At 72.9% G+C, this 13,531-nt stretch carries 13 protein-coding genes and 1 pseudogene; 6 read left to right on the top strand and 8 right to left on the bottom strand.

Features of this window, described 5'->3' with window-relative positions:
* Positions 1-116: 116 nt before the first annotated feature.
* Positions 117-539 (top strand): MarR family winged helix-turn-helix transcriptional regulator, encoded by a 423-nt coding sequence (locus tag RV983_RS13005; RefSeq protein WP_475985950.1) that lies wholly within the window; start codon positions 117-119, stop codon positions 537-539.
* A gap of 144 nt (positions 540-683) precedes the next feature.
* Here RV983_RS13005 and RV983_RS13000 read toward each other — a convergent pair whose 3' ends face one another.
* A complete protein-coding gene (locus RV983_RS13000) occupies positions 684-1,535 on the bottom strand; it encodes a hypothetical protein (RefSeq protein WP_475985949.1) in 852 nt (283 codons plus the stop codon).
* A gap of 356 nt (positions 1,536-1,891) precedes the next feature.
* Here RV983_RS13000 and RV983_RS12995 point away from each other — a divergent pair, with 356 nt between their 5' ends.
* From RV983_RS12995 to RV983_RS12975, 5 genes are all read left to right on the top strand, one after another.
* Positions 1,892-4,429: a sensor histidine kinase gene (locus RV983_RS12995; protein WP_475985948.1), complete on the top strand. Its 2,538-nt coding sequence runs from the start codon at positions 1,892-1,894 to the stop codon at positions 4,427-4,429.
* Entirely contained in the window at positions 4,429-4,974 is a 546-nt protein-coding gene (locus RV983_RS12990) for a roadblock/LC7 domain-containing protein (RefSeq protein WP_475985947.1), read from the top strand. Before RV983_RS12995 ends, RV983_RS12990 begins: the two co-directional genes overlap by 1 nt.
* Positions 4,974-5,378 (top strand): DUF742 domain-containing protein, encoded by a 405-nt coding sequence (locus RV983_RS12985; protein WP_475985946.1) that lies wholly within the window; start codon positions 4,974-4,976, stop codon positions 5,376-5,378. Before RV983_RS12990 ends, RV983_RS12985 begins: the two co-directional genes overlap by 1 nt.
* 1 nt (position 5,379) lies before the next feature.
* Positions 5,380-5,982 carry a GTP-binding protein gene (locus tag RV983_RS12980; RefSeq protein ID WP_475990305.1) on the top strand — a complete coding sequence of 201 codons (603 nt, stop codon included), beginning with the start codon at positions 5,380-5,382 and terminating at the stop codon, positions 5,980-5,982.
* A 66-nt stretch (positions 5,983-6,048) separates the two neighbouring features.
* Positions 6,049-7,284, top strand: coding sequence for a styrene monooxygenase/indole monooxygenase family protein (locus RV983_RS12975; protein ID WP_475985945.1), 1,236 nt, complete (start codon positions 6,049-6,051; stop codon positions 7,282-7,284).
* Between the two features lie 61 nt (positions 7,285-7,345).
* Here the strand turns inward: RV983_RS12975 and RV983_RS12970 are convergent, their stop codons facing one another.
* The 7 genes and pseudogenes from RV983_RS12970 to RV983_RS12940 all read right to left on the bottom strand — a co-directional run bounded on the left by RV983_RS12970 (position 7,346) and on the right by RV983_RS12940 (position 13,531).
* The gene (locus tag RV983_RS12970) at positions 7,346-8,131 is read right to left on the bottom strand and encodes an alpha/beta fold hydrolase (RefSeq protein WP_475985944.1); all 786 of its coding nucleotides are present in this window, start codon (positions 8,129-8,131) and stop codon (positions 7,346-7,348) included.
* 103 nt (positions 8,132-8,234) lie between these two features.
* Positions 8,235-9,230 carry a zinc-dependent alcohol dehydrogenase family protein gene (locus RV983_RS12965; RefSeq protein ID WP_475985943.1) on the bottom strand — a complete coding sequence of 332 codons (996 nt, stop codon included), beginning with the start codon at positions 9,228-9,230 and terminating at the stop codon, positions 8,235-8,237.
* A gap of 84 nt (positions 9,231-9,314) precedes the next feature.
* Positions 9,315-9,899 (bottom strand): TetR/AcrR family transcriptional regulator, encoded by a 585-nt coding sequence (locus RV983_RS12960; protein WP_475985942.1) that lies wholly within the window; start codon positions 9,897-9,899, stop codon positions 9,315-9,317.
* A 106-nt stretch (positions 9,900-10,005) separates the two neighbouring features.
* Positions 10,006-11,157 (bottom strand): C40 family peptidase, encoded by a 1,152-nt coding sequence (locus tag RV983_RS12955; protein ID WP_475985941.1) that lies wholly within the window; start codon positions 11,155-11,157, stop codon positions 10,006-10,008.
* A gap of 128 nt (positions 11,158-11,285) precedes the next feature.
* Positions 11,286-12,346: pseudogene (locus RV983_RS12950) on the bottom strand (carbohydrate binding domain-containing protein).
* 131 nt (positions 12,347-12,477) lie between these two features.
* Positions 12,478-12,744 carry a hypothetical protein gene (locus RV983_RS12945; RefSeq protein ID WP_475985940.1) on the bottom strand — a complete coding sequence of 89 codons (267 nt, stop codon included), beginning with the start codon at positions 12,742-12,744 and terminating at the stop codon, positions 12,478-12,480.
* 34 nt (positions 12,745-12,778) lie between these two features.
* Positions 12,779-13,531: a TetR/AcrR family transcriptional regulator gene (locus RV983_RS12940; protein ID WP_475985939.1), complete on the bottom strand. Its 753-nt coding sequence runs from the start codon at positions 13,529-13,531 to the stop codon at positions 12,779-12,781.

Below are 13,531 nucleotides of genomic sequence, written 5' to 3'. Positions count from 1 at the left end.
CTGCGAAATACTGGGGGCGCTGCACACACGGCGGCACCTGAACAGAAGTTTCCGTCCTGAAAGCGGGTGACCGCGTGGCCGACACGGCCGGGCCCCACGGAGGTGCCGACCCAGTGATGGAGGCGCTCGAGCGCGAACTGACCCTGCTGCTCCGGCGGGCCAGGGCCTCGCAGGGCGAGATGGCCCGCGAGGTCCACCCCGAACTCGAACCCGCCGCGTACGGGCTGCTGGCGCGGCTCGCCGAGACCGGCCCGCAGCGGGCGACCGTCCTGGCCGGGTACTTCGGGGTCGGCAAGGCGACGATGAGCCGCCAGCTGCGCGCCCTGGAGGAACTCGGGCTGATCCTCCGCGAACCGGACCCGGCGGACGGCCGGGCCTTCCTCGTCCATCTGACCGAGGAGGGCGACGCCCGCTTCGCCCGCGTACGGCTCGCGCGGCGGGCCCGCTACGTCAGCCGGCTGCGCGGCTGGGACCGCGGCGAACTGTCCGAACTGGCCCGGCTGCTCGGCCAGCTCAACGACTCGCAGGAAGGCTCCTGAGCGCTCCGCGGGGCGCCCGGTGTGTCCGGTGCGGTCAGCCGGTGGCCGGTCGCGCGGTTCCCCACGCCTCTGCGTGGCCCCTCGGGGCGGGGCGTGAGCGCTGCGCCCCGCCTCGTGCGGTGGGTGCGCCGCCGTTCCGACGCCTCATGCCGAGAGCTCGACGTACACCGCGGTCGCGTCGTCGCTCGGCTTGCCGCGCGGGAAGTGCGTGCCGTCCGGGTCGGCCGACTCCGCCGTGCGGACCCGGCGGATGAGTTCGCCGGGTCCGGCCTTGCGCAGCAGGGCGACCAGCCCGACCCGGTCGGTCTCGCCGAAGACGTCGGCGAGGCGGGTCGCTCCGTCGGTGAGGGCGGCGATCGCGCGCACCGACGACCGCGGCCGCACACCCGTGACGGCGCGGGCCGCCACCCCTGGGTCCGCGGCGGCCGTGAAGAAGCCGCCCTCGGCATTGCGGAGGGACTCGACGGCCTCGACGTAGACCGCCGCGGCCCGCGCGCGCTCCGCGCTGCCGCGTGACAGCGCCCGCACGGCGGCGCGCCGGGCGGGCACCGGATCGGGCAGCCGGTCCAGGCGGTCGTCGAGGACGGCGTCCACCGCGCCGGCCGCGTCCTCGATGAGCAACTCCGAGTCGGATAGGACCAGATGCTCCACGCTGTCCGCATTCCACCGGACCGCCACAACCGTGGACTGGGGGGTGCGAGGGTGATAAAGGTCACAGGTGGCGCGGTGCGTGTCGGCGGTCCGTGCGATGGCCTGCGCGAGACACTCCGCCAGGGGCGGCGCCGAGGGCGAAACGGACAGTTCGATCATGGAACCGCCCAGCTCGGAGACGTACCAGGGCACCGAGTGGCGACATCCGGTGGGGCCGTCGGGCGGGGTGACACCGTCCAGCAGGACCAGTGAACCGCCGCCACCTGATGCGGGCATGGCGATCGCCGCGAAGTCCTCGTTCGGGCGATCGGGGGTGCCGGGCTCGGTGGCCGTCTCGACGCGCATGCGTTCAGTGTGCGGCACCCGTTCGCGCGGCCTGTTCGAACCCCGGCGGGGGTCCGCCACGGGACCCGGGCCGTGAAGGCGCGCATCCTGCCAGGCCCGCGGGGAGGACGCCAGTTCCCCGCCGCCGCCGCCGGTGAAGGTGCGAGCGGCGATCCCGCGGGGGAGTTGAACGTCAACTTGTCCTTGCGATTCACTCGTTCGGGTGTCGAGGTGAGGGACGCACATCTGCATTCCGGGTCGACCTGAGATGGTCGGGACGATGCCGGGAAGAGGCCAGACGTTGCCGTGCTCGGCGCTCGGCCGATGTGTCGTCATCTCGGGACAACTGGACCAGGCAGACGGGATAGCGAGCACCGGTGCGAACACGACGTAACCCGCGGACCAAGCGCGTGCGGCAGAGACTGCTCGGTGCTCTGCTGATCTGCGCCGTCACCGTTCTGGCCGGCTCCGCGCCGGGGGTGGCAACCGCTGTACGGGACCTCGCGGAGTCCCAGCGACTGCTCGGCATGGCCCGGCTTCAGGCGCAGGCGGTCTCCCTCGGCCACGTGCTGGCCGACGAGCGCGACGACACGGCGGTGCTCGTCGCCACCGGCCGGTCCACCGCGGGCGGCACGGATGTCTCGGGCACCGAGCGGGAGCGCGTCGACCGGCAGGTCGCGGAGCTGCTCGCGGCCGCCGCGGACGCCGACACCACCGACGCCCCGGCCTTCGCCGCAGCGCTCACCGAGGCGGACCACCGGCTCGGCGAACTGCCCGCGATCCGGCGGAAGGCGCTCTCCGGGGACGGCGGTGCCGTCGCCGCGGTCATGGCCTACCAGCCGCCCATCGACGCCCTGAACGGCCTGGGCGCGGCCGTCGCCCGGTCGCTGCCCGCCCGCGGCGCCTCCGCCGACACCACCGCGCTGCCCTTCCTCGCGCGCGCCGTCGACCACGCCTCCTTCCAGCGCGGCCTGCTGGTCGGCGCGCTCGCCGCGGGCGGCCCCCAGGCCGAGCCGGTCGCCGCCGCGCAGACCGCGGCACTGGGGGAACGCACCGCGCTCGACGACTTCCGCGCCGCCGCGTCGTCCGCAGCCGTCGAGCAGTACGAGCAGACCGTCACCGGGTCCGACGTCGCCACCGCCGACCGGCAGCTGAAGTGGCTGCTGGACGCGGGCTCGCTCTCCGCCACCGACCAGGCGCTCAAGTCCTCCTCCGTGCAGTCCGCGCTCTCCGCGCGGATCGACCTGATGCGCGGGGTCGAGTCCTCGCTCGCCGCGGCCTCCGCCGACCACCTCGCCGCGCTGCGCACCGACGACGTCACCGGCCTCGAACTGCACGCCGCGCTGGCCGGCGTCTGCTTCCTGCTGGTGCTCGGCACCTGCGTCTCCACCGCCCGCTCGATCACGCGTCCCGTCGCCGCCCTCAACCGCTTCGCGCGCGGCGACGTCCCGGCCGACGAACAGGTCAGGGCCGTCGGCTCGGACGAGTTCGCGGCGGTGGCCCGCGCCGTCAACGCGCTGCGGGCGGAGACCGCGGGCCTGCGGGAACGGGTCGCCGCACAGGACGCCGAGCACACGCGGGTGCAGGGCGTGCGCGACGCGCTCGCCGCGGAACGCGACCTGCTGCGCGGCCGGCAGGAGGCACTGACCGCGGAACTCGCCACCCTGCGCGGCAGCGTCAGCGCCACCTATGTGAATCTCACCCTGCGCACGCTCGGCCTGGTCGAGCGGCAGCTCACGCTCATCGAGAAGCTGGAGGAGCTGGTCCACGACCCGGACGAGCTCGCCCAGCTGTTCCGCCTGGACCACCTGGCCACCCGTATGCGCCGCAACAGCGAGAACCTGCTGCTGCTCGCGGGCACCGAGCACGGCCACGCGAACCCCAGGCCGGTCCCGCTGGTGGACGTGGCGCGCGCCGCGGTCTCCGAGATCGAGAAGTACGAGCGGGTCCGCATCCAGCAGCTGCCCGCCGGCCGGATCGCCGGGTTCGCCTCGGACGACCTGAGCCACCTCGTGGCCGAACTGCTGGAGAACGCCACCACGTTCTCGCCGCCGGACACCGAGGTGCAGCTGTCCGGCTGGATGCTGGAGAGCGGCGAGCTGATGCTGTCGGTCGAGGACGAGGGCATCGGTGTCCCGGCCGCCCGGCTGGCGGAGCTCAACGCCCTGCTGGCGCAGGCCGACCCGGCCGCGCCGGCCTCCGAGACCACCGGCATGGGCGTGTACGTGATAGCCCGGCTCGCCGCCCGGCACGGCATCCGGGTCCAGTTGCGCGACGCCAAGCGCGGCGGGACGACCGCGGTCGTGGTCGTCCCCGCCTCGGTCACGGCGCCCGGGGAGGACCCGGAGGGCCCGCAGAGCCCGGTCGAGGCCGCGGTCGCCGGGGAGCCGTGGCAGCCCCGTGCCGTCCGGCCCCGGTCCGCCCCGCTGCCGGCCCCGCGCGAGGAGCGGGACGCCATGCCGGCCGCTACGACGGCGCCGGCGGCCGCCGGGGACGCGGGGGAGCCCGCCGCGCAGGCGCAGGACACCCGGCTCGAGGCGATCGAGCACGCCCGCGCCGACCAGCCGCTGCCCGCGCCCGCGCCCGCAGCGGCCACCGAACCCGGCACGAACGAGAACTCGTTGACCGCCAAGGGACTGCCGCAGCGGGTACCGCGCGCCACCGGCCTGTCGGGCGAGCCCCAGATCCGTGACGCCCGCCAGGGGAAGGCGGTGGACCCGGAGGAACTGCGGCGCAAGCTCGGCGGCTTCGCCCAGGGCCTGCGCGAGGGGCGGGCGGACGCGGAGTCCGAGACACGTGAGATCCGGCGCGACACGGTCGCGCCCGAGGGGACGACGGAAACAGCGGAAGAGAAAGTCAGCTCGGGGGGACCACAACAAGTCGAAGCCGAAGGCGTCGAGGAGGCACGCGGTTGATGTCGGCCAGAACGGACACCCAGAGCGAGCGGGACCTGAGTCACGAGGCACGCAACCTCCAGTGGCTGTTGCGCAATTTCGTGGACGATGTGCCGGGCGTCCGCTCCGTGGCCGTCGTCTCCTCGGACGGACTGCTGCTGCTGAACTCCGAATCCGAGGAACCCCAGGACGGGGCCGGACCCGCGGACGCGGCGGACGCACCGGAGCGGTTCGCCGACGGCGATGACGCCACCGGACGGCCCAAGGGCCCGGCCGGCACGTTCGCTGACCTGGCGACGGTGGTCTCCGGCATCGCGTCGCTCACGGACGGCGCCGCGCGCCTGATGGAGGGCGGCGGGGTCCGGCAGACGGCGGTCGCGATGGAGAACGGCAGTGTCTTCGTGATGTCGATCAGCGACGGCTCGCTGCTGGGCGTCCACGCGGACACCGAGTGCGACATGAGTGTCGTGGCCTACCACATGGCCCTGTTCGTCGGCCGGGCCGGCCATGCGCTCACCCCGCAGCTCCGCACGGAGTTGCGGCAGGCGATCGAAGGAGCCCGCTGATGGCGCGCCATGCCGCGGCGCTGCCGGTGCGGGGCGCGGGCCGCCGCGCGGCCCGGGTGCGCCCGTACGCGCTGACCGGTGGCCGGACGTCCTTCGGGCACGTGCTGCTCGTCGAGACCTTCGTGGCCACGATCGACGGTGCGCAGCAGCGCCTGGAGCTGACCTCCGGGGGCTGGGCGGAGCGCGTGATGCCGGAGATGCGGGCCATCGTCGAACTGTGCCGCCGGATGCGGTCGGTCGCCGAGATCTCCGCGCTGCTGCGCATGCCGCTGGGCGTCGTCCGCGTGCTGCTCAGTGATTTGGCCGATCAGGGAAGGATCCGTGTGTACGGGACCGGGCACGGGCCCGGCACCCCCGATCGCGCGCTGCTGGAGAGGGTGCTAGGTGGACTTCGCAGGCTCTGAGGTGACGTCGGTGGCGGAGGAAGAGGGCCTGCAGGACTGGCAACTGGACGTCAGCCGCGCGCCCACCTCGACCAAGATCGTCGTGGCGGGCGGCTTCGGCGTCGGCAAGACCACCTTCGTCGGTGCGGTCTCGGAGATCACCCCGCTCACCACCGAGGCGGTGATGACCCGGGCCAGTGAGGACATCGACGACCTCGGCTCGACCCCGGACAAGACCACGACCACGGTGGCGATGGACTTCGGCCGGATCACGCTCGACAAGGAACTGGTGCTGTACCTGTTCGGCACGCCCGGCCAGCAGCGGTTCTGGTTCATGTGGGACGACCTGGTGCGGGGTGCGATCGGCGCGGTCGTGCTGGCCGACACCCGGCGGCTGGCGGACGCCTTCCCGGCGCTGGACTACTTCGAGAGCAGCGGCCTGCCGTACGCGGTGGCGGTCAACCACTTCGAGGGCACGACCGCCTACGACGAGATCGACGTCCGTGAGGCGCTGGCCGTACCGGACGAGATCCCCGTGCTGATCTGCGACGCCCGAGACCGCCCGACGGTGATCCAGGTGCTGCTGGCCCTGGTCAAGCAGGCCCTGGTCACCCACCCGGACTAGCAGTCCTGCGGCGGTTCCCCGACACCTCACCCAACTCAGCAGCACCGTACGAGAAAGCGTGCCGTCTTGCGCAGAATACTGATCGTGGGGGCCGGGCAGTCCGGCCTCCAGCTGGCCCTGGGGCTGCAGTCCCAGGGGTACGAGGTCACCGTCATGTCCAACCGCACGGCGGACGAGATACGCGAAGGGCGTGTCATGTCCACCCAGTGCATGTTCGACACGGCCCTCGGCCACGAGCGTGACCTCGGGCTCGACTTCTGGGAGGACCAGGCCCCGCGGATCGGGGGCCTGGGCCTCTCGGTCGCCGCCCCCGACGGATCCCGTCCGATCGACTGGCTCGGCCGGCTCGACGCGTACGCCCAGTCCGTCGACCAGCGCGTGAAGATGGCCGGCTGGCTGGAGACCTTCGGGGAGCGCGGCGGCAAGCTGGTCGTCCACGGTGTCACCGTCGGCGACCTGGACTACTTCTCCCGCGCCTACGACCTGGTGCTGGTCGCGGCCGGCAAGGGCGAACTCGTGTCGCTGTTCGGCCGGGACGCCGCCCGTTCCCCGTACGACAGCCCCCAGCGCGCGCTGGCCGTCGCCTATGTGCACGGCCTCGGCCCGCGGCCGGAGCACCCGGACGTCCACGCGGTGCGGCTCAACATGGTCCCGGGAGCCGGCGAGCTGATCGTCATCCCGGCGCTGACCACCTCGGGCCCCTGCGACATCCTGTTCTGGGAGGGCCTGCCCGGCGGCCCGCTCGATGTCTTCGGCGGTGTGAAGGACCCCGCGGAACACCTGCGCATCACGCTCGACCTGATGAAGCGCCACCTCCCGTGGGAGTACGACCGGGCCCGCGGCGTCGAGTTGACCGACGCCGGCGGCACCCTGGCCGGCCGCTTCGCCCCGGTCGTCCGCCGGCCGGTCGCCGAACTGCCCTCGGGCGGCCTCGTCCTCGGTGTCGCGGACGTCGTGGTCGCCAACGACCCCATCACGGGCCAGGGTTCGAACAGCGCCTCCAAGTGCGCCGCCGCCTACCTCGCGGCGATCGTCGAGCGGGCGGACCAGCCCTTCGACCGGGCGTGGATGGAGTCCGCCTTCGCCCGCTTCTGGGCCACCGCGGAGCCGGTCACCAAGTGGACCAACGCCCTCCTCGGCCCGCCGCCGGAGCACGTCCTCGGCCTGATCGGTGCGGCGGGCCAGTTCCCCGCGGTGGCCGACCGCTTCGCCAACGGCTTCGACGATCCCTCCGACTACGAGTCGTACTTCTACGAGCCGGATCGGACCGCCGCGTATCTGGACTCGGTCGTGGGCGTCTGAGCGGTCCTGGCCGCCGGGGCCCACGGGCCGCCGGCGCCGGCGGGAAGCTGCCCGGCGCCGGTCAGCGGGCGAGGAACGGGACGAGCGCCGCGAGGAGTTCGGTGGGCGAGTCCAGCGCGATGAGGTGGGCCGCCGCGGGGAACTCGACGAAGTCCGCGCCGGGGATCGCGTCGGCGTACCGGCGGGCGATGTCCTGGAAGTCGGCGACGTCCAGGCGCCCGACTCCGACCAGCGCGGGAACGGCGATCGTGGCGAGGTCGGCGTCCGAGCCGCCCTCGGAGTGCTGCCCGACGGTCTCCTGATGCGTCAGCGCGATCCGCACCGGTTCGCGGAGCTGTTCGGCGAGTCCCGGGGCGACGTCCTCCCAGCCGCGCTTCGGGCCGCGCAGCCACATGTCCAGGTTGACGCTGACGGCGGTGTCCAGGTCGCCCGCGGCCAGGGCGTCCGTCTCGGCCTCGTCGTACGCGATCATGTCCGCGGACCAGCCGTATCCCCGCCACGGCGGGGAGAGCAGCGTCACCGAGTGGACGCGCTCCGGGTGGGTGAGGATGAAATCGGCGGCCACGCGGCCACCCCAGGACGCGCCGACGACCCTGACCCGCGCGTGACCGAGATGGTCCAGGAGCGCGAGCAGGTCGTCGGTCTCGCTGAAGGGGCCGGTCGGCGGTGCGGACTCGCCGAAGCCGCGCAGGTCGTACCGGATGACGGTGTGCCGCTCCGCGAGGGCGGGCACGACCGCGTCCCACATGCGGTGGTCGGCGACGCCGGCGTGCACGAGGACGACGGGCGAACCCTCGCCTTCGACGGTGTAGGAGAGATGGCCGAGGTGATCCTTGAGTATGAGCATCAGTGCATACTCGCAGGCCGGCGGCGCTGAGGCCAGCGAATTGCGGTGGCGGGCGCGGCCGTTGGCGTGATGCGGGCCCCGCCCCCGACGCAGACGCGGGTGGTCAGCCGGTGACGTCGACCACGATCTTGCCCGCGGTGGCGCCGTGTTCGAGGGCGGCGTGCGCCTCGGCGGCCGTGGCGAGGGTGAACCGCCGGGGGTCGACCCGCGGCCGCAGGGCCCCGGCGTCGGCGAGGGCCGCCGCCTCGCGCAGGATCTCGCCGTGGTGCTCGCGCCCCCGGCCGGTGAGCAGGGGCAGCAGCGTGAAGACCCCGGAGTAGGTGGCGCCGCGGAACGACAGCGGCGCGAGGCTGTGAGTGCCCCAGCCCAGCGCGCTCACCACGTGGCCCGTGTAGGTGCGCACAGCGGTGAAGGATGCGTCGAGAGTCTCGCCGCCGACCGTGTCGTAGACGATGTCGAAGCCCTCGCCGCCGGTGTGCTCCGCGACGTAGTCCTCGACCGGGGTCGTCGTGCGGTCGATCGCGGTGGCGCCGAGTTCCGCGATCGTCTCCAGGCTGTGCGGCCCCCCGGTGGCGTAAACCCGGGCGCCGCGGGCCCGCGCCAACTGCACGGCGACATGGCCGATGCCGCCGGCGCCGCCGTGCACGAGCACGGTGTGGCCCTCGCGCACACCCGCCCGGTCCACCAGGCCCTCCCAGGCGGTGACGAAGACCAGCGGCAGGGCGGCGGCCTCGCGCGGGCTCAGGGCGGCGGGCCTGCGGGCCAGCAGTCGGGCGTCGACGGCCGCGTACTCCGCGAGCGATCCCTGGAGGCCGCCGACGCCGCCCGTGAGCCCGTAGACCTCGTCGCCCGGGGCGAAGCCGGTGACGTCCGGGCCGACGGCCTCGATCACGCCGGCCAGGTCGAGGCCCAGCACGGCGGGCAGCCGGCCGCGGGCGTGGGCGGCCTCCCCGGCCAGGATCTTGAGGTCCAGCGGGTTCACCCCGCTGGCCTCGACCCGGACCAGCACCTGGCCGGGACCGGCGACCGGGACGGGAAGTGCGCTCAGGGTCAGGGGGCCGCCGAACCGCTCCAGCAGCATCGCGCGCATCGTGGGCATGATCTCTCCAATCGAACAGACAGGTCTGTTTTCTTACGGTCGGACGGGGCCCTCGTCCACGGTGGGGACGAGGGCGGTGGGGGATCAGGCGGCCGGCGGGCAGGCCAGCGCGACCACGGCCCGTGCCGCGGCCTTGGCGGCGGCAGGCATGGCGGGGTCCTGCTCCAGCTTGCCCGCCGCCAGCGTGCCGTCGATCAGCAGCGTGAGCTGCAGGGCCAGCTCGTCGGGGTCGCCGGCCCCGGCCGCCTCGGCCAGGTCGCGCACCCATGCGCGGACGGTCCGCTTGTGCTCGGCGGTCACCTCGTTCGGCAGGCTGCCCGGCTCGCTCTCGGCGGCGGCGTTGATGAACGGGCAGCCGTGGAAGCCGTGCCGCCGGAACGACGCGTCGACCGCGTCGAACAGGCCGACCAGTTGCTCGCGGGGCTCGTCGCCGGCGGCCAGCGCGGCGGTGCGCAGCTTGCCCCGCCAGGAGTCGTCGATCCGGCGCAGATAGGCGGCGGCCAGTTCGTCCTTGGAGGGGAAGTGCACATACAGCGTCGACTTGGCCACGCCCGACTCCGCGATGATGCGGTCGATGCCCACGCCGCGCAGCCCGTGGGCCGAGAACAACTCCTCGGCCGTCGTCAGGATGCGCTCGCGTGCCGGGAGGCGCCTGGCCGTGGCGGGCATGCCGATCACCTGGTTCTGCCGGGGGCCCGGCGGGCCCTTCCCGGCAAAACTAACAGACAGGTCTGTCCGATGCGCCGTGGCGTCGGTCACGCACGCAGGGGGCCCGTCACGAGCCCGTGAAGCCGCCCAGTGAGGTCCGGTCCTTCGCCGAGTCGGGAGCGGTCGGTGAGACGTAGTGCTGCATCGACGGCTGGCCGGGGTCCGGGCGGACGGCCCCGAGGATCGGGTTGGCGGCGATCGGGGAGATCTTGACGACGCTGCCGGGGCGGGGTGCCTGGATGACCAGGCCGTTGCCGATGTACATCGCCACATGGGTGGCGCCGGGGAAGAAGATCACCAGGTCGCCGGGGCGCAGCAGGTTGAGCGGGATGTGCGGCAGCTGCTTCCACTGCTCCTGGCTGGTGCGCGGGATGGGGGTCCCCGCGTGCAGCCAGGCCTGGGAGGTGAGCCCCGAGCAGTCGTACGCCTGCGGGCCCTCGGCGCCCCAGACGTAGGGCTTGTCGAGCTGGGCGTAGGCGAAGCTCAGCGCGCTGTTGCCGGCCTTGGACGGCGCGAGCGAGAGGCTGCCGAGCTTTCCCGATCTCAGGAACTCCTCCTGGGCCCGGTCGATGCCCTGCTCCTCCAGCCGCTGGAGGTCGGCGAGCTGCGTGCCCGTCAGGCCGGCGAGGATCTGCTCGACGCTCGCGAGCTGCTTCTCGATCTCCTCCTTGGCGTCGCGCTGCTGGTCCGCGAGCTGGAGCGAGCCGTCCAGCGCATGCTGCTGGGCGCGGCTGAGCGCGGCGATCCGCTTCTCGCCGTTCTCCAGTTGGGCGACCAGCTCCGCCTGGCTGCCGACGGCGCGGTCGAGCATGTGGCCCTGGGTGAAGGCGTCCTGCGGGTCGCCGCTCAGCAACAGGCTGAGGTAGGGGGAGACCCCGCCCTCCTTGTACTGCTCGCGGGCGAGCTGCCCGGCCAGCGCGCGGGCGTCGGCCAGCGCCGTGCGCTCCTCGGCGAGCTGGCGGTCCAGGCGGTCGGCCTTGCCGCGGTTCTCGGTGAGTTCCGACTCGGCCTGGTCGTAGGTCTCGGTGGCCTCTTCGGCCCTGAGATAGAGGTCCTGCAGCCGTTCCAGCAGAACGACCAGGGTCGGTCCGTGGGGATACGGGTCGTCGGGCATCGCCTGCGCGTTCTGCGCGGGCAGTCCGAGGGCCGCGGCGGCCAGCAGCGTCCCGCAGACGAGTGCCCTGCGCACCCACTCCTTGGGCCTGCTTGCTGCTGACATCCCTTTACCTCCGACTGTATTACCGGCTGCCTGCCGGTAGATACTTACATGATCGGGTCGGCTGCGACAGGGTGACCGGGCCGGAATGGGTGGCTCCGTGGCAATTGGAGCCACCCGTTCCCTGTGTGTCAGCCGAAGTACGTATCGAAGTTCTTCTGGAATTCCCAGTTGTCGAACTTGTCCCAGTTGATCGACCACGTCATCAGACCGCGCAGATTCGGCCACGTTCCGTGCGGGGTGTAGGAACCGCAGTTGGTCCGCTTGGTCAGGCAGTCGAGTGCTTTGTCGACATCTGCCGGAGTTGTCCATCCGTTGCCCGCGTTGGAGGTGGCGGGCAGGCCGACGGCCACCTGGGAAACCTGGCCGTTCTGGCCGCCGATGGAGATCAGCACCTTCTTGCCCTGCGCCTGCTTCGCCTTGATCGCGGCCTTGAAGTCCGCGTCGGACTCCACGTTCGGGCACTCGGACGCGGGGCAGCGGGTGAAGCGGATGTCGCCCGAGGTGGTCGTCGTCGGCTCGCCGCAGGCGAGGTCGATGTAGTCCCAGCTCGCCGGGACGTCGGCCATGCGCACATAGCCCGAGCCGTTGGCGAAGCTGGAGTGCAGATAGCCGACCAGCGCGTGGGAGGAAGGGCCCGTCGGTGTGTCCGTCGGTGTGGGCGTGGGCGTCGGTGTGTCCGTCGGTGTGGGCGTGGGGGTGACCGGACCGCCCGGGCCGGTGAGCGAGGCGTCGTCGGCCCAGAACGTGGGCTGGGCGTACCAGCCGTGGACGTAGACGGTCGCGCTCGTCTGACTCGCCCCGGTCGTGAAGTTCACGCTGAGCTGCTGGTACGCCCGCCGGTGCCCGGGGTCCAGGTGCTCGCCCCGCCGTCCACCCCGATGTAGACGTAATTTCCCTTGACCTGCGTGGAGTAGGTGTAGGTGGTGTTCGGCGCCACGGTGACCGTCTGCTTGCACTGCGCGGTGCCGGACGAGCCCGGGGTGCCGGCCAGTGCCCAACTGCCGGTCTTGGCCTGGCCGGTGACCGCCTGGGTGGTGCCCGCGTCGCAGCTCCAGCCGGTCAGGTTGCCGTTCTCGAAACCGCGGTTGACCAGGAACTCACCCGCGTGCGCGGAGGGTGCGAGGGCGATCAGCCCGCCGAGGGCGGCGGTGAGGGCGAGGGTCGCCGTCGCGGCGACGAGGGATCTCATGGGGACCGCTCCTTCGGGGGTGAGGAGATGTGCACATGACAACCCGCAGCAAACAGGTCTGGACCAATCCCGTCAATGGTCCGGACCGGATGCCGCGGGACGCCCCGCCGGGAGAAGCCGGGCCGCGGCGCTCAGGCTCCCGGCTTCGACCAGGGCCAGCGCGGCTTCTCCGGCCGGTTGCCCTCGGGGTCGTAGACGAAGACCCACCGCGTACGGCGCTGCGTGCGCGTCCCCGGGCTGGGTTCTCGGTGGTAGACGTGTACGACCGGGGCCGCGCCGTCCGGTTGCGGCACCGGCACCTCGTACACCTTCGGGGGCTGCCCGGTGATGCCGGTCAGCACCCCCAGCACGCGGCCGTCCAGCGGCCCCCCGACGAATTCCGTGTCCTCATGCCTCACGGGGTCAGCGTAGGCCCTCGGACGGGGCCCGTGTTCATGGAATGGCAGGTGGGAGCAGATGTGCGACGGCCTGTGCGAGCGGCACGACCCGGCGGGCCAGGTCGCCGGCGGGGCCGCCCGGGTTCTCCCTCCCCAGCGCGGCCAGCGCGACCTCGGCGGTCTCCTGGTCGGTGGTGGAACTGACCAGCAGCAGTGCCGTGAAGTGGTCGACCAGCCAACGCCGCAGCTCGTGGGCCGGCGGCTGCTTGCCCTCGTCGATCCAGGTCAGCGACACCGCCTCCACGCTCGCGATCCACGAACGCACCATCATCGCCAGCCGCGGACCCGGACGGGGGGCGCCCAGGTGTACGAGGATCTGCTCGGCGGCGCTGCGCCGCACCTCGTCCACGATGGCGCCGGTGCGGCTGGTCTCGGCGACGCTGCCGCCGCGCAGCAGCGCGGAGTACGCGGCGTCGTGCTCGTCCACGTACGACAGATAGCGGTCCAGCGCGTTCGACAGGCGCTGGGTCATCTCGCCCGCCGCGGGCTCCACGAAGCAGTCCCGCAGTTCGTCGGCGGCACCGCGCATGGCGGCCTCGTACAACTGCTGCTTCCCGCCGGGGAAGTAGCGGTAGACCAGGGGGCGGGAGACACCCGCGGCGGCGGCCACGTCGTCGATCGAGACGTCCTCGGGGCGCCGGTGCCCGAAGAGGTCCACGGCGGCGCTGAGCAGCTGGGTGCGGCGCTGCTCGACGCTCAGCCGGCGGTAGGCGGGGGCGGCGGGCACCGGCGTCGAACTGCCGTTCAT

Source organism: Streptomyces sp. RLA123 (assembly GCF_056270165.1).
This window is presented reverse-complemented; position numbering and strand designations above follow the sequence as displayed.